This is a genomic window from Flavobacterium sp. PLA-DH12 (assembly GCF_059511845.1).
On the sequence record NZ_JCAMPD010000011.1, the window covers coordinates 100,793 to 125,777 of the forward strand.

Genomic DNA, 24,985 nt, shown 5'->3' on the forward strand with positions numbered 1-24,985 from the left:
TTTCAATAAAAAAATTTCAAATTCCAATGTTTACGGGGAAAATTCCAATAAAAAAATTCCAAATTCCAAACTGATTCGGGTAATTTTCGGCCACGAATTCACGAATTATTTTTGATAATCTTTGAGAATAAAAATTCGTGAATTCGTGGCGAAAAAAATAAAAAAAATCCCAAACCCCAATCGTAAAATTGGAATTTGGAATTTTTATATTGAAATTTTAAAATAATTAACCTACAAGGTTGATGATTTTTCCAGGAACAATAATCACTTTATTTGGTGTTCTTCCGTCTAAGTGTTTTTGAGTTCTTTCGTCTTTCATTACGATTTCTTCGATTTGTGCTGCGGTTAAATCCAAAGGCAATTCGATTGTAAAACGCATTTTTCCGTTGAAAGAAACTGGATATTCTTTATTCGTCTCCACTAAATGTTTTGCCTCAAAAGCAGGGAAAGAAACTTCTGAGATTGAAGTTGTATGTCCTAACTGTGACCATAATTCTTCTGCAATATGAGGTGCATAAGGCGAAACCAAAATTGCTAATGGTTCTAAAATCGCTCTTGAATGACAGTTTTGCGAAGACAATTCGTTTACACAAATCATAAACTGAGAAACTGAAGTATTGAAAGAGAAATTCTCGATATCTTCTGCAACCTTTTTTATAGTTTTGTGCAACGATTTTAAGTTGTCTTTTGTTGGTTCCTCGTTGTTTACGATTAAACCGTTATCATCAAAATACAATCTCCATAATTTCTTCAAGAAACCAAATACACCAGAAATCCCAGCAGTATTCCAAGGTTTTGCCTGTTCTAATGGCCCTAAGAACATTTCGTATAAACGTAATGTATCAGCACCATATTCATTACAAATATCATCTGGCGTTACCACATTATAGTATGATTTCGACATTTTTTCGACTTCACGGCCTACAATGTATTTTCCGTTTTCATCAAAAATAAATTCTGCGGTATTGAAATCTTCTCTCCAAGCTTTGAACTTTTCGATATTTAATTCATCCGAAGAATTTACAAAATGAACATCAACACGAATTGGCTGTACATTTTGACCTTCAATTTTATTTTTAGATACAAAAGTATTTGTACCTTCTAATCTGTAAACATAAGCCGTCGTTCCCAAAATCATTCCCTGATTAATCAGTTTTTTGAATGGTTCTTCAGTTGGAGCAAAACCTTTGTCTTTTAAGAATTTATTCCAGAAACGAGAATACAATAAGTGACCAGTTGCGTGCTCACTTCCTCCAATGTATAAATCTACATTTTCCCAGTAAGCCAAAGCTTCTTTGCTAGCAAATTCATTTTCGTTGTGCGCATCCATATAACGCATCCAATACCATGAACTTCCCGCCCAACCCGGCATTGTATTCAATTCTAAAGGAAAAATCGAAACATTATCAACTAAATCGGTATTGACAACTTTATTTTGCTTTGTATCCCAAGCCCAAACAGCTGCATTTCCTAATGGAGGCAAACCGTCTTCTGTTGGCAAATATTTTTCTACTTCTGGCAAAATAATTGGCAAATGTTGTGCGTCAATCATTTTAGGCAATCCGTTCACATAATAAACTGGGAATGGTTCTCCCCAATAACGCTGACGAGAGAAAACAGCATCACGCAAACGGTAATTGGTTTTACCTTTTCCTTGTCCTATTTCTTCTAATTTATAAATTGCTTTTGCTGTCGCATCTTTATAATTTAATCCATTTAAGAAATCAGAAGCTGTAATTTCAACATTGTCTTTTGATCCGTAAGCTGCTTCAGAAATATCAACATTAGCGAAGATATTTTTGATTTCCTGCATTCCATTCTGACCTTTAAAGAAATTAGCAAAAGCATAATCTCTTTCGTCGCCACAAGGAACCGCCATTACAGCGCCTGTTCCATAACCAGCCAAAACATAATCGCCAATCCAAACCGGAATAGCTTCTTTTGTAAAAGGATGTTCAGCATAAGCTCCTGTGAAAACTCCTGAAATGGTTTTTACATCGGCCATACGCTCACGCTCTGAACGTTTTGCTGTTTTTTCGATATACGCTTCAACAGCTTCTTTTTGTTCTGGAGTTGTAATTTTGGCTACCAAATCATGTTCTGGCGCCAAAGTCATAAAAGTAACTCCAAAAATAGTATCAGGACGAGTAGTGAAAACAGAAATAGTTTCTGGTTGTTGGTTGTTGGTTGTTGGTATTACATTGAAAGTCACCATTGCACCAACACTCTTACCGATCCAGTTTCTTTGAGATTCTTTGATTGACTCACTCCAATCGATATCATTTAGACCCTGAAGCAAGCGTTCGGCATAAGCAGAAATTCGCATACTCCATTGTGTCATTTTTTTTCTTATAACAGGAAAGCCTCCACGTTCTGAAACTCCGTTTACAATTTCGTCATTTGCCAAAACAGTTCCTAAGCCTGGACACCAGTTTACTTCGGTTTCTGCCAAATACGTCATCCTGTATTGCAACAAGATTTTCTCTTTTTGTTCTTCAGAATAAGAGTTCCATTCGTCAGCAGTAAAAATCGCAACATTATCGTCGCAAACTGCTTCAACCAATGCATTTCCGCTTTCTTCAAAAACAGTTACAAGCTCTGAAATATCAAATGCTTTTCCTTGTTTTCTGCAATACCAAGAATTAAACAATTGGATAAAAATCCATTGCGTATGTTTGTAATAATCAGGATTTGATGTACGCACTTCACGCGCCCAGTCAAATGAGAATCCGATTTTGTCTAATTGTTTTCTGTAACCCGCAATTTGTTTTCCTTCTTTGTCTACTCCACCGTCAATATTTACACGCGTTGTATCTTCTGGACGTTGTCCTGTCTGAATCGCATATTGTTCTGCAGGTAATCCGAAACTATCGTAACCCATTGGGTGCAAAACATTGAAACCTTGATGTCTCTTGAAACGAGAATACACATCTGAAGCTATATAACCCAGCGGGTGCCCAACGTGCAGTCCTGCTCCAGATGGATAAGGAAACATGTCGAGAACATAATGTTTCGGTTTTTCAGAGTTATTTTTTGCTGCAAAAGTTTGATTTTCTGCCCAATATTTTTGCCATTTGGCTTCAATTTCGTTTGGATTGTATTTCATTTTAAGTGACTAAGATTCTAAGTTACTAAGGTTCTAAGCTTTTCACTAATTAATTATCGCGCAAATTTACATTTATTGCGGATTGTAGCAAAGCTATTTCACTGACAAACAAATAAAATAACAAAATACTTATTTTTAATTACGTAAAAATACTTATGTTTGCATTTTAATACTTAGAAAATATATTGCGTAGACAGAATACTTTTATCAGAAAAGAATTATTTTTGAATAGCATTTAAAAAATTAAAATGGCTGACAGTAAAAAATATAGCGTCGAAGTTCGTGTTTGGATTGAAGAAGCTGAAGGCGCTTTTCTTGGAATAGGGAAAATCTGGTTACTGGAAAATATCCAAAAAACAGGTTCGATTACCAATGCCGCAAAAGAAATGAAAATGGCGTATCGTCAGGCTTGGCAACTGGTTGAAGAAATGAATCAGCGTGCTAAAAGTCCGTTAGTTGAAAAACTTCTCGGAGGAAAAGGTGGCGGAGGAGCACGATTGACTGAAGCAGGAGAAAGAGCTATCACTGTTTTTTATGAAGTCGAAAAACGTATTAAAGAGTTTGCAACAAAAGAAACTCAGAATTTGAAGTTTTAAAAATATATTTAAACACATAGAAACATAGCTTTAGCAATCGTAAAAAGGCGTTTCACTTAATTTAAATACACATAGCAAATCTATGTTTTAGAAACTGGTTTCTTTTTACAATCTTTAATTAGAAAAATAAAATCTATGTCTCTATATGTTTAAAAAAACCAAAACCATATTTTTTTAACCATCAGTATTCATTTTAAAACATACTGAATTTAACAGCCAAAAAACCATGAACCAAAAACTATATTTATTCTTTGTTTTTATAAGCCTGAAAAGTTTTTCTCAAATACAAAATTCGAAAACCCGAGATAGCATAAAAAAAGAAGAACTGAATGAGATTGTCATTACAGCTTCTCGTCGTTCTGAAAAATTAATGCATTCACCTATAAGTATTGAACAGTTAAAATCGGCGGAAGCCAAAGCAATGGGATCGCCAAGTATTTACGAAGCGCTAGAAAATGTAAAAGGCGTTCAGATTATTACGCCAAGTTTGGGTTTTAAAGTTATAAATACGAGAGGTTTTGCCAACTCTACCAATGTAAGATTTGCGCAATTGGTAGACGGAATCGACAATCAAGCTCCGCACTTGGGCGCTCCAATTGCAAACGCTTTAGGTGCAAATGATTTGGATATTGATAAAATCGAAATTATTCCCGGAACGGCAGCCGCGTTGTATGGGATGAATGCTATTAATGGTTTAGCAAATATTCAGACCCAAAATCCTTTTGAATATCAGGGAATCGCTATCCAGCAATTAACTGGAGTAAATCATGTCGGCAATATAGATCGATTTTCACCGAAAGTATATTCGCAGTTTAATTTGAGATTAGCTAAAGCTTTCAATGAAAAATGGGCGTTTAAAATCAATGCATCAACTACAGGCGGAACAGACTGGGTTGCAGATGACAGAACCGATTTGGCTCCAAATGCAAATGCTTCGACAGGTTTGTTTGGCGCAGATAATCCGGCTTATGACGAAGTAAACGGTTACGGGAACGAATCGGCAAATCGAAAAACTTTAAACTTAAATGGCAAAAATTATGTGGTTGCCAGAACGGGTTATCGAGAAACTGACATTTCTGACTACGAAATCAAAAATTACAAAGCTGATTTTGGATTGTATTTTCGACCAAAGAAAGATCACGAACTTTCTGTGACTTACAAAACAGCCTTAATCAATACTATTTATCAGCGTTCAAATAGATTTCGTTTAGATAATTATACTTTAAATCAATTTTCTGCCGATTATCATACTCCTATTTTTCAGGTAAAAGCCTACGCTACAACCGAAAATACTGGCGATTCTTACAACATGCGTTCTTTGGCAGAAAATATGGATCGCGCTTATAAATCGGATGATAAATGGTTTGCCGATTACAGCACTGCTTATAAAAATGCCGTCGCTAGCGGAGCAAGCGTTGCCGACGCACACAGAATTGCCAGAACACAATCTGATGCAGGTCGTTTTTTACCAGGAACGAAAGCTTACGAACAAAAGAAAAATGAATTAATCGATATCAACAATTGGGATATTGGTGCGGCTTTGCGAGTAAAATCGACTTTGGTTCATGGCGAAGGATTAATTAATTGGGACAAAGCTTTCGCTTCTTTTTTCGAAAAAATTGATGCGAAACTTTTGAGCGGTGTCGATTATAGAAATTACATTATTGTTCCCGATGGAAATTATTTCATCAATCCAGTTCATGCTGACGAAAATCTGACGTATCAAAAAACTGGCGCTTTCACGCAAGTGACAAAAGATTTCTTTTCAGATAAATTACGTTTGGGCGCAACTGTTAGAATGGATAAAGCAGATTATTTTGATGCGAAATTTACGCCTCAGTTCACAGCAGTTTATTCTCCAAAAGAAACCATAAATTTTAGAGCTTCTTACCAAAACGGTTATCGTTTTCCGAGTATTTTTGAAGGATTTTCGAATGTAAATTCAGGCGGTGTAAAACGTGTTGGCGGATTGCGTATTATGTCTGACGGAATTTTCGAAAACTCTTACACCAAAGCTTCAATTGATAAATTTCAAGCGCAGGTCAATACCGATGTCAATACAAATGGTTTAACTCAAGCGCAAGCCATCGAAAAAAATAAAAATACGATTCAGAAAAATCCGTATACCTATTTAGAACCTGAATTTGTAAAATCCTTTGAAGTTGGTTTTAGAGGAATCGCTTTAAACAGAAATCTTTTTATAGATGCCGATTTCTATTACAACTCATATAAAAACTTCATCGCGCAAGTTGAAGCGAGTATTCCCAACACGACAGATCCAAATTTGATTCCGACTGCTTTATATTCTAAAAACACTCAAAATCGCTACAGGCTTTGGACCAATTCTAAAAGTAAAATTTACAATTATGGAGGAAGTTTAGGTTTGAAATATCGTTTTGACAATACTTTCAGCGCTTTAACAAATCTTACTTATACAAAATTGGACAGGACTGATGATAAAGATGGTTTGGAAGACGGTTTCAACACTCCAGAATTTAACGTAAACGGAACATTGATTGCTCAAAATATCTGGAAAAGTCTTGGCGCAAGCGTTACGGCACGCTATCAAAACAACTTTGATTATGTTTCTTTCTTGGTCAGCGGAACCGTTCCTGCATATTGGTCAATGGATGCGCAAGTAAACTATGCTTTCAAAAAAGGCATTTCAGCAAAATTAGGAGGAACAAATATTCTGAACAAACCTTATACTTCAATTCTCGGCGGACCATCAATTGGCGGATTATATTATTTGTCATTAGTTTGGGAAACCAATAAAATTTAAAAAAGCAATTAACCAAAAAATCTATTTTCAACCAGCAGTATTCATTTTAAAACATACTGAAAAAACTATTTTTATGAAACCAAAATTATTAGTCTTTCTGCTATTTCCGTTCATCGGATTTTCACAGCAAAACAATTCGAAAACCACAGATTCTCTCAAAATTTCAAACGTTTTTAATCTTGGAGAAGTTATCATTAGCAATCATCAAAACAAAGACACTTTAAATCGAATAACTTCAAAAGCAATGGAATCTCAAAATAAAATGGAGGTTTCAAAAGCTTTAAATATGCTGCCTGGAGTCAGTTTAACTGCTTCTGGACCAAGAAACGAATCTATGGTTTCTGTTCGTGGCTTTGATTTGAGGCAAGTTCCTGTTTATATGGACGGAATTCCAGTTTATGTTCCGTATGATGGTTATGTTGATTTGGCTAGATTTACCACTTTCGATTTAGCAGCTGTTGATGTTTCAAAAGGATTTTCATCTGTACTTTATGGGCCAAATTCGCTTGGAGGCGCAATAAATCTGATTTCGAGAAAGCCTTCTAAAAAATTGGAATACGATGGTTCTTTAGGAATGATTAACGAGAACGGCTACAGAGGAAATGTAAATATTGGTTCGAACTTAGGAAAATTCTATATTCAAGGAGGTTTCTCTTATTTGGATAGAAACTCCTATAGAATGTCTTCTAATTTTATTCCAACCGCCAATGAAAATGGTGGACAAAGAGACAATTCGTATCGAACAGATCAAAAAATTAGTTTTAAAGTTGGGTGGACTCCAACTGACAAAAGCGAATATGCAATTGGGTACATCAATCAGCAGGGCGAAAAAGGAAATCCTGTTTATACGGGTTACGACACACAAAATTCGCTTTTGCTAAAACCTCGTTACTGGCAATGGCCCAATTGGGATAAAGAAAGTTTTTATTTTATTTCTAATTCTGCTTTTGATGATAAAAATAGTTTCAAAACTAGATTGTATTTTGACCGATTTAAAAATACATTAGATAGTTACGACGATGCTACTTATTCGACTCAAACAAAACCTTATGCTTTTGAAAGTATTTACAACGATTATACCTTCGGAGGAAACTTGGAATACAACACCAAAATAATTCCTAAAAATGATTTAAAAATTGCTTTTCATTTTAAAGAAGATGTTCACCGTGAGAACAATCTTGGCGAACCCGTTCGTCATTTTATAGACAACACGGTTTTAATTGGAATTGAAGATATTTATAAAGTCAGTTCAAAATTTACCGTAATTCCAGGTATTAGTTACAACATTCGAAAAAACAATGAAGCCGAAGATTATAATAGCACTACAAAAGTTATTTCAGATTTTCCAGATGCGGGAGCAAGTGATGCTTTTAATGCACAAGTTGGATTTTTCTATCAATTAAACAATCAGCAAAAACTAGGAGCAACCGTTTCACAAAAAACCAGATTTGCCACTATCAAGGATCGATATTCTTATAGAATGGGAACAGCGATTCCCAATCCAGATTTAAAACCTGAAAAAGCAATCAATTACGAATTGAATTATACGGCCAATCTTTTCGAAAAAATCACTTTTCAAACAGCACTTTTCTATAGTTCGCTTTCAGACGCAATATTGAGTGTCAATAATGTTGAACCAGGAAAATCTCAAATGCAGAATTTTGGTGAAGCCGATTATAAAGGAGTTGAAGCTCAGTTGAATTATACTGTATTAGAAAACCTTTCTTTGAATTTGAATTACACTTATATCGAAAGAAAAAATATAACGAACCCAAATATTCATTTTACAGATGTTCCTAACACGAAAGTAATGGGAACTTTAGAATATAGCCCGATTAAAATACTTCGATTCATTGCCAATGCCGAATTCAATTCGCCACGTTTCAGCACAAGTTATGGCGCTAGAGTTCCAGATTATACTCTTTTGAATTTATATGGTTCCGGAAAAATCTCTAAAAATTTTAGTCTAGATGCCGGAGTTAACAATATATTTGATAGAAATTATAGTCTTGTAGAAGGTTACCCAGAAGAAGGACGTAATTTTTTTGTGACCCTTCGTTTTTTCAATTTTAACTAATTCAAAAATTATATTTTATATGAAAACACAAAATTATATTCTCGTTTTACTGATTGCATTTTCATGCGCCATGTGCAATTCTTCTAAAAAAGATAAACAAGAAACCGCTACTACAGAAAAAACCGCAAAAACAGACAATGACAAACATCCTGTCTTAACTCCAGAAGACAGTTTGAAAATGGTTAATCATTCGATAGAAGTAAAAGGCGATGTCGAATTTCCTTTAAACTTAACCGTCGATTCCTTAAAAAAGATGAAAGTCGTTACGCTTGATGATTTTAAAGTAGTGTGCCAAAGCGGTGAAGTAAAAAAAGACAATAAAGTGTGTAAAGGCGTTCTTTTGAAAGATATTTTAGAAAAAGCCAAAATCAAACAAAATGGGCATAAGGACCGAAACTTCTATATCGTAGCTAGAGCTTCAGACGATTATAAAGCCACTTTTTCATGGGCAGAGCTTTTCAATAATCCAACGGGAGAAAATGCCTATATCCTTTTTGAAGAAAATGGGAAACCAGTTAAAAACGGAGAGATGATCGCGATTTGCAAAAATGATATTAAGACTGGGCCACGACATGTTTATTGGCTAAAAAGTATTGAAGTTTATAAGGTTAAGTAAAGGTTCTGAGGTACTAAGATGCTAAGGTTCTAAGTTTTTTTGCCACAGATTAAAAGGATTTATACAGATTTTAAAAAAATCGTTTTAATCTTTTTAATCTGTGGCTTTATTTTTTACTTTACCAACCTTGCGAAAGGCTTTTCGTTTTTTTTGCCACAGATTAAAAGGATTTACACAGATTATAAAAAATCGTTTTAATCTTTTTAATCTGTGGCTATACTTTTTATTTGCGAACCTTGCGAAAAGCTTTGCGTACTTTGCGGTTAAATAAAAACTTTTATTCAAGATTTAAATCGTACTTTTAAGTATAAAAGTTTGTTATTAACTTTAAATAAAGAAATTCTTTATTATTTTTACCACATAATTTAAGCAAACTATGAGTTCTAACTTTGATAAATTTCAAAAGCGCAGGTTAATTTCCTCTTATTTTTCGGTAGTTTTAAGTGTATTCTTGGTATTATTCCTTTTGGGTGTACTAGGATTATTCATTATTAATTCGAAACAGTTGGCAGATGATTTTAAAGAAAAAATCGCCATGACCGTTTTCTTCAAAAATGAAGCGAATGATAGTATTATCAAAGCATTCAACACCGAACTTAAAAGAGCGCCTTTTGCTAAATCTTTTGTTTATGTATCGAAAGAAAAAGCGGCAAAAGAACATACTGATATTATCGGAGAAGATTTCTTAACCTTTTTGGGAGAAAATCCGTTATTGAATTCATACGACATTCACTTAAAAGCAGATTATGTAGAAAGAGACAGCATCGTTAAGATTGAAAGCAACTTTCGTAAAAATGCTATGATTTCAGATATTGTTTACGACAAACAATTGGTAAATCTTGTAAATGACAACATTAGAAAAGTAAGTATGTGGATTTTGATCATCAGCGGTTTCTTGACAGTAATTGCAGTTTTATTAATCAATAGTTCATTGCGTTTATCTATACATTCAAATCGTTTTATTATCAAAACTATGCAAATGGTTGGAGCTACAAAAGCGTTTATCCGTAAACCATTTGTAATGCGAAGTGTAAAACTTGGAATGCTTGGCGCTGGTTTAGCCATTATTGCTTTAATCGCACTTTTACTTTATGTAGATACAAATTTTCCTGGTTTAGGAATTCTAGAAGACAAAGCTTTAACTGGTTTGGTTTTAGTGGCTGTTTTCGGATTAGGAGTCCTAATTACTTGGGTAAGCACACATTTTGCAACACAGCGTTTCTTGAATTTAAGAACTGACGATCTTTACTAATTTTAGATTGCAGATTTTAGATTGCAGATTTTAGATTTAAAAAAAATGCCTTCACCTTCGATCAGGCTGACAAACATATAAAGATGAAAAACAACAATAATAAAGAAGAACAACAAGGTCAAAAACAGGAATTCCTTTTTGACAGCATCAATTATAAGATTTTATTAATTGGTATTGCTGTAATTGCACTAGGATTTATTTTAATGTCTGGCGGAGGAAGTAAAGATCCAAATGTTTTTAACGAAGAAATTTTTAACTTTAGACGTATTCGTTTAGCACCGACAACTGTTTTAATCGGTTTTGGAATCACGATTTATTCTATTTTCAAAAAATCTAAATAGACTTTCTCAGACAGCTTAGACTTCTTAGATCTTTAGATTATTAAATTAATCTTTTTAAATCTAAGAAGTCTAAGCTGTCTAAAATCTAATAATCTAAATTAAATGAATACACTACAAGCTATTGTTCTTGCCATTATTGAAGGAATTACAGAGTTTTTGCCTGTTTCTTCTACAGGACACATGATTATTGCCTCTTCTTTTTTTGGAATCGCTCATGACGATTTCACTAAACTTTTCACTATTGTAATTCAGCTTGGCGCGATACTTTCGGTTGTAATTTTATATTTCAAACGTTTCTTTCAAACTTTTGATTTTTACTTTAAACTTCTTGTTGCTTTTATTCCAGCGGTAGTTTTAGGCTTATTATTAAGCGATTTCATTGATGGTTTATTAGAAAATCCAGTTACCGTTGCTATTTCGCTTTTAATTGGAGGTATTATTTTATTAAAAGTAGATGAATGGTTTAACAATCCAAATACAGCTGAAACTTCTCAAGAAATCAGTTATTTACAAGCTTTCAAAATTGGATTATTTCAATGTATCGCTATGATTCCTGGAGTTTCTCGAAGCGGAGCCAGTATTGTTGGGGGAATGTCTCAAAAATTATCAAGAACTACAGCCGCAGAATTTTCATTTTTCTTAGCCGTTCCAACAATGTTGGGAGCAACTGCAAAAAAATGCTATGATTATTACAAAGCTGGTTTTGAATTATCTCACGACCAAGTAAACATGTTGGTTATTGGGAATATTGTTGCTTTTGCTGTAGCATTATTGGCAATTAAAACTTTTATCGGATTTTTGACTAAAAACGGATTCAAAGTTTTTGGTTATTACCGAATCATTGCCGGAATCATTTTATTATTGATTCACTTTTTTATTCATCCGCTTACCATCATATAATGACTCCCGAAGAATATTTAGAAGGACAGGTTCTATTGATAGACAAACCTTTAAAATGGAGTTCATTTCAAGCTGTCAATAAATTAAAGTATCTTTTAATTAACAAAGTCGGACTTCCGAAAAAATTTAAAATTGGCCACGCAGGAACTTTAGATCCTTTGGCAACGGGGCTTTTATTGATCTGCACAGGAAAATTCACCAAAAGAATTTCAGAACTTCAAGGTCAGGCAAAAGAATATACGGGAACTTTTTATATTGGAGCCACTACTCCATCGTATGATTTAGAAACCGAAATCGATCAGACTTTTTCAACAGAACATATTGACGAAGCTTTGATTCATGAAACGGTAAAACAATTTTTGGGCGAAATCGACCAAAAACCACCAATTTTTTCTGCAATTAAAAAAGATGGTGTTCGTTTATATGAGCATGCTCGTGCAGGAGAATCTATTGAAATTGCAAGCAGAAAAACTACTATTCACGAATTTGAAATTACAAGAATTGCATTACCAGAAGTTGATTTTAGAGTAGTTTGTTCTAAAGGAACGTACATTCGTTCTTTAGCTTACGATTTTGGGAAAGCTATGAATTCTGGATCACATTTAACTGTTTTGCGCCGAACTAAAATTGGTGATTACGATGTGAAAAATGCGATTGATATTACTTTGTTTGAAGAAGAACTCCTAAAAAAATAAAAACCTTGTATGAAGAGAATTTTACTGACTATTGCGTTTATTACCTTTTTTAATTCATTTATACATAGTCAGGCAACTAAATTCACATACGCACAATTTGATTTTGCTGTTTCTATAACAGGAAACCCTAATAACACAAACGATTATTACGACTCAGAATCAACATCCTCAAATGCTTTTCTAGTCCCAAATGGTTTAGGCTCAAAACTTGGGTATGGAGTTCATTATAAAAAATGGCTAACATTCGGTATTCACAGTGGTATTGACTGGAAATGGGATGATAAACTTGTTGCTGTTCCTGTGTTTTTAAATCTTGGTTTAAGTCCAAAAGTGGGACCAGAAACGCGAATTATGCTACAGGTTGGTTACGGAAAAGGGTTTGCCATAGGACGTGGCAATTTGAATGGAGAATACAAAAAAATAAAACTCGGAATTGGCTCAGACGATTTTATTCTTTTTGCAGAAATCTGTGATTATGATTTTCCACTTCACAATCAAAAAAGTATTGGCATGATTTCTTTTGGAATAACTCTTCAGGATTTCTTTTACTACTCATCATCAGAAGCAGACTAAATATTTGATATAAAAAAAGCACATTACATATTTTGAAAGTAATGTGCCATGCTCCTAAAAATAAGTAAAGTTATTTCATACTTATCTCAGTTTAATAGTGAGGCACATTCTTCCCTCCAAATAAAAATTTAGAAAAGAAATCATAAAATCTTTCGAATAACTTTTTCATAATAGTGTACTTTTTAATTGTTGAACATTAAATAAAACACCAATAAAAAGAGTAAATCTGAAAGCTATAATAGATGTGGGATTAGTTTTACTAAGTTACAAAATTTAAAGCAGTATGAAAATACTTTAAGATAATTTTATCAACCAATTCAGTTGTTTATCAACACATTAAGCAAAATCTACAAACGATTATATTTAATATTCTCCATAATTTCGACTAATTCTTCTTGTGTCGAAATTCCTTTGTCTGCCAAATACCATAATTGCAGATCCGTTTTTATTTTTTCGTCAATAGCACCAACTTCTCTTTTATGCTTTGCCATTAATTCAGTTGCTCCTTTTGGTCTTGGTCCCCAATCGGCTCGTACAATTCCAGCTTCTTTACAAATAATAATCACTTTTGGAATTGCCCTTCCGCCATTGGTAAGATAGTGACTCATCAAATCATCGTTTTCATCACGAAATGCAATTCTCAGATCGATCTTTTTATGAGAAACCAAAGCCATTTTATTTAAGATAGGAAGAATTTGAGCTGCATCTCCACACCAACCTTCAGAAAGCACTAACCAGATATAGTGATTGTCTAAGTTTTGAAGTTTTTCAGAAATAGCATCAGAAACTGTTATCGTTTTTTCCAGCCTGTTCATTCTGGCTTCGTTCAATTTGGTGTAATTGGTCAAACTTTCAGATTGTTCGTTTCCTGTTGATTTTCCTTCAATCAATAAATCGGTAACTATTTTTCTGTATTCAGCATAAGAATGACTATTGAATAATGCTTTGGCTACGATGCTTTTCATATTTGTTTCATTTTTAGGATACAATAAAAATACAAATTTTAGGAAGACGGAGAAAATGACATTTGTCACATTTCAAATTAAATAACTGTGAAACCTTTGTATACTTAAAATTGCACCGTGAATTAATTTTTTGCAAACATTATTTTTAAAAATCAGAATATGTCTATATTTGCACAAATTAACGCAACACACACATGAAATATAAAAGAATTCTTCTTAAACTTAGCGGCGAGGCCTTAATGGGTGATTTACAATACGGTATTGACCCGAAAAGATTAGGCGAATATGCAGATGAAATCAAGCAGATTCACGACAAAGGAGTAGAAATTGCTATTGTTATTGGAGGAGGAAATATTTTTAGAGGCGTTGCCGGAGCAAGCTCAGGAATGGACAGAGTGCAAGGAGATTATATGGGAATGCTTGCAACTGTAATTAACGGAATGGCTTTGCAGGGCGCTCTTGAAGATAAAGGAATGAAAACGCGTCTGCAGACCGCTTTGAAAATGGAATCTATTGCTGAACCATACATTAAAAGAAGAGCTGACCGCCACCTTGAAAAAGGCAGAATTGTAATTTTTGGAGCTGGAACTGGAAATCCATATTTTACAACTGATACTGCTGCAGTTTTAAGAGGTATTGAAATTAATGCTGATGTTATCTTAAAAGGAACTCGCGTTGATGGTGTTTATGACTCTGATCCAGAAAAAAATGCTTCTGCTGTAAAATTTGATTTTATCTCATTTGACGACGTACTTAAAAAAGGATTAAATGTAATGGACACTACTGCATTTACCTTAAGCCAAGAAAATAAATTGCCAATCGTTGTTTTTGATATGAATAAAATCGGAAACCTTTTGAAAATCTGCGAAGGCGAAAATATCGGAACTGTAGTAAATATATAGTCATCAGTAACAGTTTTACAGTCGCGCAAGACTTTAACTGAAAACTGAGAATGAAAACTGAAAACTAAAGAAAAAATGACTGAAGAAATAGACTTTATTTTAGAAAGTACTGAGGAATCAATGAATGGTACTATTGCACACTTAGAGAAAGAATTTCTTAATATTCGTGCAGGAAAAGCTTCTCCAGCTATGCTTGGAGGTGTTTTTGTAGATTATTACGGATCTGCAACTCCGCTTTCTCAAGTATCTAAAATTAGTGTTCCAGATGCTAGAACAATTACATTACAGCCATTTGAAAAAAATATGCTGCAAGCAATTGAAAAAGCAATCTTAATCGCTAACATTGGTTTCAACCCAATGAATAATGGAGATATGGTAATCATTAGCGTACCACCATTAACAGAAGAGCGTCGTCGTGATTTAGCTAAACAAGCAAAATCTGAAGCTGAAGATGCTAAAATTGGTATTCGTAATTCTCGTAAAGATGCTAATACTGATATCAAAAAATTAGAAAAAGAAGGAACTTCAGAAGACATCTGTAAATCAGCAGAAGAAGAAGTTCAGAACTTAACAAACGCTTACATTAAAAAAATTGATGAGTTATTGGCTGCAAAAGAAGCCGAAATCATGAAAGTATAAGTAAGATTTGGTTATAAAATAAAAATCCGTTTGGTTTATTGTACCAGACGGATTTTTTTATTGCTATTTTTGCATACGAAAATTCAATTCTTTTCGTTTTTGAAACTATATCATTCTGTATGAAGCTATTTTGTTTTTTGACTTTGTTTTTTACGCTTACCCTTCAGGCGCAAATTCAAATAAACGGAATCGTAACCGATTCAAACAACAAACCACTTCCGTTTGCCACCATTACCACTTCAGAAAACAATAACACAATTACAGATGTTGACGGTAAGTTTATTTTCAAAATTAGTAACTCAGCCACATCACTTACTGTTTCTTATATAGGTTTTAAGTCAAAAACCATTGCTTTAATCAACAGCAAAACTTTTTATTCAATCTCACTTTTACAACAAACCGATGATTTAAAAGAAGTTGTTGTTTCTAATGAAAACCCGGCTCTAACGATAATAAAAAAAGTTATTGCCAATAAAGCTACAAACGATCCTCAGAAAAAGCTCAATAATTTTGAATATAAAACCTATAACAAACTTATTGTAACGGCAAATCCCGATTCGATTGACGGCCGTATTGATACTTCGGCGGCGTACAAAGATTTAAATAAAAAAATCATCAATATCGATTCTTCCGATTATAAATTTAAAGAAATTGTAAGCAAGCAGCATTTGTTTCAGACGGAGAAAGTTTCGCAATATCAATTCGGAAATAACAAATTGAAAGAAACCGTTCTAGGAACAAAAATTGCTGGTTTCAAACAGCCTATTTATGAAGTTCTTGCTTTCAACCTTCAATCTATTTCAATTTATGATTCGAAATACGAATTATTTGAAACTAAATACGAAAATCCGATTTCGAAAAATGCTACTTCAAGTTACAACTACAAACTGCTAGACACTGTAAGTATTCGCGGCCGCGATACATACATGATTTATTTCAAAAACAAATCAAAACACAGAGCTTCAGGACTAGAAGGGGTTTTATATATTGATAAAGAAAATTACGCTGTCGCGAAAGCGGTAATGCGTGTTAAAGGCGTTTTAGACATTAGCGGCATTCATGAATTTGAATATATTCCGAAAGAGAAAATCTGGTTTCAGAGCAATACCACTTTTAAAATCGTAAAAGGAAAAAATGATGACGATATTCGAATTTTAGGCGGTACGATTCAATTTGACGGAGATGTTGAAGAAAATTTAGAACGCAGAAAAAAAGTGGCTTCCGATTTTACCTATCTGCTTTCAGAAAGTAATAGTTTTGATATTCGCGTGAATACCGACGCTCCAATAAAAAACCCTTCACTTTACATCGAAATAAAAGACGATGCGGCCAAAAAGCCAGAAAGCTTCTGGGAAGCATACCGAAAAGAGAATCTCGACTTAAAAAGCCAGAAAACCTACCTATTACTCGACAGCCTTTCTGTTCGAAATAGAATTGAAAAACGTTTAGGGATTGGACGAAAAATCATTAACGGTTTTTACCCAATTGGCCCAGTCGATTTAGATTTAAAAAAGATTATAAGCTACAACAATTATGAAGGTTTTCGTCTTGGTATAGGTGGGATTACAAATGACCGTTTGTCTAAATATTTCCGTGTTGAAGGCTATGGTGCTTACGGAACGAAAGATGGTGTTTTTAAATACAGCGTCGGTGGTGGCGTTTTGTTAGACAAACACACCAACACTTGGCTTAATGGTTATTATGCTGACGATGTTCGAGAGATAGCAAGTACCGTTTTTAGCGTTGATAAACGCGTTTTTAAAATTTACGATCCGCGTCCAATCAACATTAGTACTTTTTACGAATATGTGGGATGGCGCGCAAATGTTCAAACCAAATTTATTCCGAAAACAGAGGCTGTTTTAGAACTTTCGCGAAATTATATTGAACCAAAATTTGACTATCTGTATAACCTAAACGGAAAACTGTATTCTAATTATATTATGACCACAGCAATGCTTTCTATTGTCTGGGCACCTTTTAGTAATTATATGCAAACTCCGACGGGAAGAAACGAAAGCGATAAAAAATTTCCGAGGTTTACTTTTCAATATACTCAATCTTTGCCAAATGTTTTTGAAAATGATTTTACTTTTAGCAAAATAGATTTTAAAGCCGAATACGAAAAACAATACTTAAACCGCCAGAAAACAGGTTTGCTTTTACAAGCTGGTTTGGCAATGGGAGATGTTCCTATAACGCATTTGTACAACACTGCTCCGAATAACTTAACTAAAGAAACTGTTGTTCAGCGTATCACTTTTGCAGGACGAAATGCTTTTGAAACCATGTATTTTAATGAATTCTTTTCAAGCCAATATCTAATGTTTCAAATTAAACATGGTTTTGACCGACTTACAATTTTGAGAAAAGTAAGACCATCTCTAGTTTTAGTTACAAGAATGGCTTGGGGAAGTATGGAAAAACCTGAACAGCATGTTGGTCCAGCTTACAAAACTTTGGATAAAGGTTATTTTGAATCAGGAATCGAATTGAACAAAATCTTTAAAGGTTTCGGTCTTGGAGGATTCTATAGATATGGACCAAATCAGTTAATGAGATTTGAAGACAATATCGCGGTTAAGATTTCTTATGTTCTTGATTTGGGGCTTTAATTTTTAAATTCATTTTTTCGCCACGAATTCACAAATTTATGTACTTAAATTTTGCAAAAACTTTACGACTGAATTTCACGAATTTCAGCTAGTAATTGGTGCAATTTATCGACAAGTACAGCGTAAAGAAATTCATTAAAATTCGTGAATTCGTGGCTAAAAAAAATCCCAAACCCCAATAAGTAAAATTGGAATTTGGGATTTTAAAATTTTGGAATTTCAAAAAATTTACGGTTTCAGAATCAAAACTGATGGAGAATTATTTAGCCAAATACTTTGAGATTCTATTAGTTTTTTCCAGCTTTCCAGACTGATAATCATCAAATCTTGGCTTTCTAAAAACTCTTTTTTCAAGGTTCTGTCATTCATAATCATGATGTGATTTGGGGCAATCTGTTCAATGGAACGAATGGTTTCTTGAATTTCTCTAGTATTTTTCACTTCTCCACCAGCATCTAAAACTGTAATTTGAGAACCGTTATTATTGATTAATTTTTTAGCATATTCAATCAAAAAGGAATCTTCTTTACTAAAAACAGGCATCAGAACCTGATTCACTTCTTCTAGGTCTTTGTCAATAAAAATTCCGACCGGCATTTTAGACTTTGCAATAATATGACGCGTTCTTTCATCAAAAGGAGAATTCTCAAACAATCCTTCTTTTCCTGTAAACTTATCAATCAAACGATCTGGATTTACAATTCGAGTAGTAAAGCCAAGTATTTTTCCGAGTAAAGTTCCGTCAAAAATAGATTGCCCTAAACCAACCAACAATAAATCATATTCGCCTTGATTAGCCGTATCAATAATATCTGAATCAATATCATTAGAAACTTTAAACAAACTCACCACATTCTGATTCAGACGATTTGATTCTTCGATAATCGGAACCAGCATTTTGCGTTCGTGTTCTTTAACATCAAAAGAATGCACTTCGGTACTTAAAGACACATGCATCGCGGCTACAACAGAATTATCTCCTTGTTTTTTAACTAAACTATTAGCAATCTGAAGTAACTTTTTACCTCTTTCTGGAGTAGCAAATGAAAGCAGGATTTTATATTTACTCTTAGTTCCGATTTCTTCTGGAACAGCTGTAATTTTATCTTTAAAAATAAACTCGATAAGATCTAATGCTGGACCGGTCATAAAAGTAGTCAGCAACGCCATAATTACCATCATGGTAAAAATTTCTGCAGACAACACACCAAGGTCGTAACCGATATTTAAAACTACCAGTTCCATTAAACCTCTTGTATTCATCAAAGCACCTATTGCTAAACTGTCTTTCCAGTTTTGTCCCATAAATTTTGCCGCCAAAGCACTTCCGAAGAATTTACCAACTACAGCAACCAAAATAATCAAACCTGTAATTTTCCATAATTCAGGATCATTCAATAATCCGATTTGTGTACGCAAACCTGTAAACACAAAAAACAAAGGCAATAAAACAATGATCGAAACATCTTCGACTTTTTCAATAAATATATTTCTGAATTTATTGTTTTCTGGCATAATTGCTCCCGCCAAGAAAGCACCAAACAAAGCATGGATACCGATTAATTCTGAAGCATAAGCCGAAATTAAAAGTGTGATAAAGAAAATAGCAACAACTGGTTTATTTAAACTTTCACGCGTTGCATTTAAATCCCCTACTCTTTTTAAGAACGGACGAACAATTTTTAGCATGATGATCACATATAAAATTGCCATTCCGATTACATATAACGAACTTGAAAGCGAACCTGCTTTTACAATTGCAATAACAACTGCCAAAATACACCAAGCTGTAATATCGTCTGCAGCCGCACAAGTGATCGCAATGGTTCCTAATTTGGTTTTCTGCATGCCGCGTTCTTGAACTATTCTAGCCAAAACAGGAAAAGCCGTAATACTCATCGCGATACCCATAAACAATCCAAAAGATGAAAATTCAACTCCCTGAGGCGCAAAAGTTTCATATATAAAATAGGCCAATGACAATCCTAAAGCAAACGGAATAACAATACTAGCGTGACTGATAACAACAGCATCGTGCGCTTTATTTTTCAGTACTTTCAGATCCAATTCCATTCCGATAACAAACATGAAAAGAATTAAACCGATTTGGCTTAAAAACTGTAAATTTCCTAAAGACTCTTTTGGAAATAAAGCGGCCGAAAACTCCGGAAAATACATTCCGACCAAAGAGGGGCCTAAAACAATTCCAGCAATCATTTCGCCAATTACAGAAGGTTGTCCAATTTTTCTAAAAAACCAGCCAAATAAACGTGCCACTAAAATTATAGTAATGATTTGTGCCAATAAGATGGCCAAAGGATGCTGTAAATTATCGACCATCGAATGCAGAAAATCTTTCCAATGATTACTTTCGACACTTTTCTTTACAATATGACGCCCTGCTTCTAATGAGACGCCTTTTGAAATTACCCAATATATTAGGGCGGTAAAACCACCAATAATTGTTACGTAGAATAGAGAGTTCTTAATCTTATTCATAACTCGTTCTTTAAATTTATTGCAGCAAATATCAGAACTGAGTTTTAAGTGAAAAAGCAAATTTCCTGCTAATTTTCAATGTATGTAACAAGTCGGAAAAACTTTGTAATAAGTTATAACTTTACTTTTTTCAAAAAATCAGAACGATAGGTTTCACTTAAAATTAAGGCTGTATTTTTATTGTTTTCTTCCAAATGATGAAGCACAATTTCATTATGATTAAAGAATTTGATGGCTTTTACAGCTACAATTTCTTTTTTATTGATTCGGCAGAAATCGGCATCTGGCAATTCATTTAAAAGCGTATCGAATTTCACATTTTTCAAATTCAGAAAACTTCCATCAGCAAGCAGAACCGTTTTGTCTCGGCTATCGCTCAAAGCGGTTTTTATATATTGAATTTTATTAAAATACAGCAGCGTTTTTCCTTTGTCGGTATTAAGCTGAATAAACTTTTTTGAATTATCTGATTTATCGAAACGTTCCAGCGCTTTCGAAACTGCTTTTTGAAGCCGTTCTAATTTCACAGGTTTTGTGATATAATCTACAGCATCAATATTAAAAGCATCGGCTGCATATTCTTTATACGCGGTACAAAAAATGACCAATTTATGATCTAGCAGTTCAGCCAAATGAAGACCGTCCATTCCTGGCATTTCGATATCAGAAATCAAAAGATCAAAATCCAGTTCTGGAATATCAGATAATAGTTTTTGCGGATTATTAAATGTTTTTACAATTTCCAATTCTGGAATTTGCTCGCAAAGCATTTTCAAATAAGTCAATCCTGGAATCTCATCGTCCAGAAGCAAGCATTTCAGTTTTGTATTCAAGTAAATCTATTTTTAGATGAGCAATGTAGACATCATTTTCTACAAACTTATCGAGTTTGAAATTATTCTTATAAATAATGCGAAGGCGGTGTTCTAGAGTCGCATGGCCAAAACCGCTTCGTTCTTTTTTCAGTACTTTTTTATCGGAGATTTTATTGGAAACCGTCATAAAAAAAGCATTGTTTTTAAATTCAAAAACTACCGAAATAAAAGCATCTGCACTTTGAAGATCGGCGTGTTTAAATGCATTTTCAATTAAATCAATCGAAATTAAAGGCGCCAGTAAAGGCTGATCGTACAATTTATCTTCCTCATTAATGTTGGTTTTAACCTTAAGTTCAAAAAGCGGACTGATTTTAATTTTATTGATTTCGATTAAATTCAAAGCAAAATCAATTTCCTCTTTGGCCGTTACAAACTTCTTTTTGCTTTCGTACAAAATATAATCCAAAACATTGGCCAGTTTATCCAGAGCAAAATAAGTCTGATACGCATGCGATTGAATCGAATTCAGGATATTCTTAAACAAATGCGGATTCAGTTTCGATTCTAAATTTTCCAATTGTAAATCGTTCACCTTTACTTCCAATGCATAAAAACTTTTTTCGGCATCTTCTTTTGCTTTTTTGGCCTGCATCAATTGATAGACCATAAAACAAATAATGACGATCAAAAGCAATAGAATTGCCAGAAAAATAAAAGTTGTTGTATTGTTTTGCTGCATTTGCTTCTTTTTATATTTATGACAAATTCAAGAATAAAATTACTGAATCTGCTCCAATCTGTTAAGGCATTGTGAGACCTTTTTCATTAGGAAAACCATCCGATTCAAATCTTCTCGAAATAGAAATTATATGCAAATATGAGAAAACCTAATGGTTTAGAAGTAAAAACGGACAGATTATCACAATAATGACACTTTCAAATTTGTGTTAACGTTAAGTAAAATAGAACGGAATATTTATGATTTCGAGCACTTTTCACTACATTTGCATCCATTTTTAAAGATTTTATGAAAAACACTGTCCAAGTTGGATTTTGGGAAAAACTTGCCCGAATCATACTTAAAAACCGAATTACTATTCTGGTTATACTTTCTGCTTTAACTATTTTCTTTGGTTATCAGTGGAAGAATCTTTCTATGACTTACACCGAAGCAAACCTGCTTCCGAAAGATCATGTTGCAAATAAAGATTATCAAAAATTCTTAGACAAATTTGGCGAAGAAGGAAACTTAATTGTTATTGGTTTTAAAGATCCTAAATTCTTTACACCAAAAAATTATGCAGCTTGGACCGAATTGATGAACGGTTTGAAAAAAGCCAAAGAAGTTGATTTGGTAATTTCTTTGAATGATTTAAAGAAACTTGAAAAAGATACGGTAAACCAAAAGTTTGTTCTAGCACCGTTTATTGATGAAAGCAAAGTACTTGACGCCAATTATTTAAAAAGCGTCCAATACGATTTGTTTCACAATCTTCCTTTTTACGAAGGATTGCTGTTTAACAAAGAAAGCGGAAGCGTTCGATCTGCGATTTACATGAACAAAGCGTTGGTAAATACGGCAGAAAGAAAGACTTTTATCTTAAATGATTTAGTTCCTAAAATCGATAAATTTGAAAAAACAACTGGAATCGATCTTAAAGTTTCTGGAATGCCATACATCAGAACGATTAACGCGGACAACATGAAAGGCGAAATCGGATTATTTATTGGAGCGTCTTTATTGACCGTTTCTTTGATTTTCTTTTTCTTCTTCCGTTCGTTCAGAGCTACGTTTATTTCAATCTGTATTTTAATTGTCGGAGTAACTTGGTCGTTTGGAACGCTTGGATTATTTGGTTATAAAATCACGATTTTAACAGCAATTATTCCGCCGCTGATTATTGTAATCGGAATTACAAACTGTATTTTCCTGATCAACAAATATCAGCAGGAAATCAAAATACACAACAATCAGGCAAAAGCTTTACAGCGTGTTATTTCAAAAATTGGGCATTCGACTTTTATGACCAACTTAACGGCTGCAATTGGTTTTGCAACCTTAATGATTACAGGAAACGAACTGCTTTTTGAGTTTGGATTGGTAACTTCTATCAACGTGATTTCTGTTTATACTTTGACACTTTTTATCGTGCCAATTATTTACAGTTTTATGCCATTGCCAAAAGAAAAACATTTATATCACTTAGACAAAACTTACATTTCGACACTTTTAAATACAGTTACAACTATCGTTAAAGGCAAAAAGACAATTGTTTATTGCATTTACGCTGTTCTGTTTCTTGTGAGTTTGAATGGAGTTAGACAAATGAAAGTTTCAGGAAGTTTGATTGGCGAAATGCCGAAAAGCGCTTCTTTCTTTAAGGATATTTTATTTTACGAAAAAGAGTTCAACGGTGTAATGCCACTTGAAATTATGATTGACACCAAAAAGAAAAAAGGTGTTATGAAGCCATCGACAATTCGCAAAATGGACGAATTGCAAAATACCATTTCTGAAATTCCAGAATTGGCAAAACCAGTTTCTGTTGTAAACTTGGTTAAATATGCAAAACAGGCTTTCTACAACGGAAACCCTGAATATTACCAATTGCCAACTTCTCAGGAGCAGACTTTTATTTTGGGTTATGCTAAAAATGCAACCAAAAACAGTAAAGAAAACTTAATGAAAGCGTATGTTGATTCGACTGGACAATATGCCCGAATCACGACTTTTATGAAAGATATTGGTACGGATGAAATGGCAAAAGTAGAAGGAAAACTTCGCAAGAAAATTGACGAAATTTTCCCGAAAGACCGTTACGAAGTTACGATTACAGGAAAAGCATTGGTTTTCCAGAAAGGAACAACTTATTTGGCGCATAACTTAATTGAATCATTATTGTTTGCAATTTTAACTATTGCAATCTTAATGCTGTATTTATTCCGTTCGTTCAAAATGGTAGCAGCTTCTTTGATTACGAATATTTTACCGCTTTGCATCACTTCGGGATTAATGGGTTATTTCGGAATTCCGTTAAAACCTTCGACGATTTTGGTATTCAGTATCGCTTTCGGAATCTCGGTTGATAATGCCATTCAGTTCATGGCGAAATACAAAGATGAATTGACTCAAAACAAAGGAAAAGTAAAAAAATCTGTTTTCAGCGCTTTAAGAGAAACTGGAGTAAGTACATTCTACACTTCTATAGTTTTGATCTTAGGTTTTGCAACTTTTACTTTATCAAGCTTCAGCGGAACAATTGCTTTAGGAGGATTAATTTCTTGCACTTTGGTTTTTGCAATGTTTGCTAATTTGGTTGTTTTACCATCGCTAGTTTTGACTTTCGAGAAAAAGAAAACAAGGAAAGAGGAATTGGAGAATTTGGAGAAGTAAGAAATGGGCTTCGTTCTTAAAATTTTATATTTAACATATTTTATTTCATTAAATTATACTATTTATAAGTTTTTGAATGTAAGTTTTATGGGTAACAGAAAGCAAATATTATACTTTGCAGGAAGCTTTATTCCTTTAATTCTAATCCATAAATATCTTTACATTAAAGAAATGATGAATCTGTTTTGCTTTTTTTTATTAATCTTTTTTAGTTT

General features: G+C 33.6%; 18 protein-coding genes. 13 read left to right on the forward strand and 5 right to left on the reverse strand.

Features of this window, described 5'->3' with window-relative positions:
• Positions 1-226 precede the first annotated feature (226 nt).
• Positions 227-3,106 (reverse strand): leucine--tRNA ligase, encoded by a 2,880-nt coding sequence (gene leuS / locus AC5ZCW_RS19355; RefSeq protein WP_496121315.1) that lies wholly within the window; start codon positions 3,104-3,106, stop codon positions 227-229.
• A 248-nt stretch (positions 3,107-3,354) separates the two neighbouring features.
• Here leuS and AC5ZCW_RS19360 point away from each other — a divergent pair, with 248 nt between their 5' ends.
• From AC5ZCW_RS19360 to AC5ZCW_RS19400, 9 genes are all read left to right on the forward strand, one after another.
• Entirely contained in the window at positions 3,355-3,702 is a 348-nt protein-coding gene (locus AC5ZCW_RS19360; protein WP_496121316.1) for a winged helix-turn-helix domain-containing protein, read from the forward strand.
• 226 nt (positions 3,703-3,928) lie between these two features.
• Positions 3,929-6,484, forward strand: a complete 2,556-nt coding sequence (locus tag AC5ZCW_RS19365) for a TonB-dependent receptor (RefSeq protein WP_496121318.1) — start codon at positions 3,929-3,931, stop codon at positions 6,482-6,484.
• A gap of 73 nt (positions 6,485-6,557) precedes the next feature.
• Positions 6,558-8,561: a TonB-dependent receptor plug domain-containing protein gene (locus AC5ZCW_RS19370; RefSeq protein WP_496121319.1), complete on the forward strand. Its 2,004-nt coding sequence runs from the start codon at positions 6,558-6,560 to the stop codon at positions 8,559-8,561.
• Positions 8,562-8,580: 19 nt separating this feature from the next.
• Entirely contained in the window at positions 8,581-9,177 is a 597-nt protein-coding gene (locus AC5ZCW_RS19375; RefSeq protein ID WP_496121321.1) for a molybdopterin-dependent oxidoreductase, read from the forward strand.
• Positions 9,178-9,553: 376 nt separating this feature from the next.
• The gene (locus AC5ZCW_RS19380) at positions 9,554-10,429 is read left to right on the forward strand and encodes a cell division protein FtsX (protein ID WP_177211875.1); all 876 of its coding nucleotides are present in this window, start codon (positions 9,554-9,556) and stop codon (positions 10,427-10,429) included.
• Between the two features lie 83 nt (positions 10,430-10,512).
• Complete coding sequence (locus AC5ZCW_RS19385; RefSeq protein WP_496121322.1) at positions 10,513-10,770, forward strand: DUF3098 domain-containing protein; 258 nt, start codon at positions 10,513-10,515, stop codon at positions 10,768-10,770.
• 102 nt (positions 10,771-10,872) lie between these two features.
• Positions 10,873-11,670, forward strand: a complete 798-nt coding sequence (locus AC5ZCW_RS19390) for an undecaprenyl-diphosphate phosphatase (RefSeq protein WP_095928299.1) — start codon at positions 10,873-10,875, stop codon at positions 11,668-11,670.
• Positions 11,670-12,365: a tRNA pseudouridine(55) synthase TruB gene (gene truB / locus AC5ZCW_RS19395; protein WP_343545023.1), complete on the forward strand. Its 696-nt coding sequence runs from the start codon at positions 11,670-11,672 to the stop codon at positions 12,363-12,365. Before AC5ZCW_RS19390 ends, truB begins: the two co-directional genes overlap by 1 nt.
• Before the next feature lie 9 nt (positions 12,366-12,374).
• Complete coding sequence (locus AC5ZCW_RS19400; protein WP_343545022.1) at positions 12,375-12,938, forward strand: hypothetical protein; 564 nt, start codon at positions 12,375-12,377, stop codon at positions 12,936-12,938.
• Positions 12,939-13,285: 347 nt separating this feature from the next.
• On the opposite strand, the gene AC5ZCW_RS19405 is transcribed toward AC5ZCW_RS19400, so the two are convergent.
• On the reverse strand, positions 13,286-13,903 hold the full coding sequence (locus tag AC5ZCW_RS19405; protein WP_343545021.1) for a thioredoxin family protein: 618 nt from the start codon (positions 13,901-13,903) through the stop codon (positions 13,286-13,288).
• Between the two features lie 194 nt (positions 13,904-14,097).
• Here AC5ZCW_RS19405 and pyrH point away from each other — a divergent pair, with 194 nt between their 5' ends.
• The 3 genes from pyrH (at position 14,098) to AC5ZCW_RS19420 (ending at position 18,059) form a co-directional block, all read left to right on the forward strand.
• Positions 14,098-14,805, forward strand: coding sequence for a UMP kinase (gene pyrH, locus AC5ZCW_RS19410; protein WP_111425130.1), 708 nt, complete (start codon positions 14,098-14,100; stop codon positions 14,803-14,805).
• Positions 14,806-14,880: 75 nt separating this feature from the next.
• The gene (gene frr / locus AC5ZCW_RS19415; RefSeq protein ID WP_111425131.1) at positions 14,881-15,444 is read left to right on the forward strand and encodes a ribosome recycling factor; all 564 of its coding nucleotides are present in this window, start codon (positions 14,881-14,883) and stop codon (positions 15,442-15,444) included.
• Between the two features lie 119 nt (positions 15,445-15,563).
• Positions 15,564-18,059 carry a DUF5686 family protein gene (locus AC5ZCW_RS19420; RefSeq protein WP_343545020.1) on the forward strand — a complete coding sequence of 832 codons (2,496 nt, stop codon included), beginning with the start codon at positions 15,564-15,566 and terminating at the stop codon, positions 18,057-18,059.
• Between the two features lie 228 nt (positions 18,060-18,287).
• Here the strand turns inward: AC5ZCW_RS19420 and AC5ZCW_RS19425 are convergent, their stop codons facing one another.
• The 3 genes from AC5ZCW_RS19425 to AC5ZCW_RS19435 all read right to left on the reverse strand — a co-directional run bounded on the left by AC5ZCW_RS19425 (position 18,288) and on the right by AC5ZCW_RS19435 (position 22,115).
• The gene (locus tag AC5ZCW_RS19425) at positions 18,288-20,558 is read right to left on the reverse strand and encodes a cation:proton antiporter (RefSeq protein ID WP_496121324.1); all 2,271 of its coding nucleotides are present in this window, start codon (positions 20,556-20,558) and stop codon (positions 18,288-18,290) included.
• A 113-nt stretch (positions 20,559-20,671) separates the two neighbouring features.
• Positions 20,672-21,391, reverse strand: coding sequence for a LytR/AlgR family response regulator transcription factor (locus AC5ZCW_RS19430; RefSeq protein WP_177211867.1), 720 nt, complete (start codon positions 21,389-21,391; stop codon positions 20,672-20,674).
• Positions 21,354-22,115, reverse strand: a complete 762-nt coding sequence (locus AC5ZCW_RS19435) for a sensor histidine kinase (protein WP_177211866.1) — start codon at positions 22,113-22,115, stop codon at positions 21,354-21,356. Before AC5ZCW_RS19435 ends, AC5ZCW_RS19430 begins: the two co-directional genes overlap by 38 nt.
• 288 nt (positions 22,116-22,403) lie before the next feature.
• Between AC5ZCW_RS19435 and AC5ZCW_RS19440 the strand changes: the two genes are divergently transcribed.
• Positions 22,404-24,770 carry an efflux RND transporter permease subunit gene (locus AC5ZCW_RS19440; protein WP_343545018.1) on the forward strand — a complete coding sequence of 789 codons (2,367 nt, stop codon included), beginning with the start codon at positions 22,404-22,406 and terminating at the stop codon, positions 24,768-24,770.
• Positions 24,771-24,985: the final 215 nt, after the last annotated feature.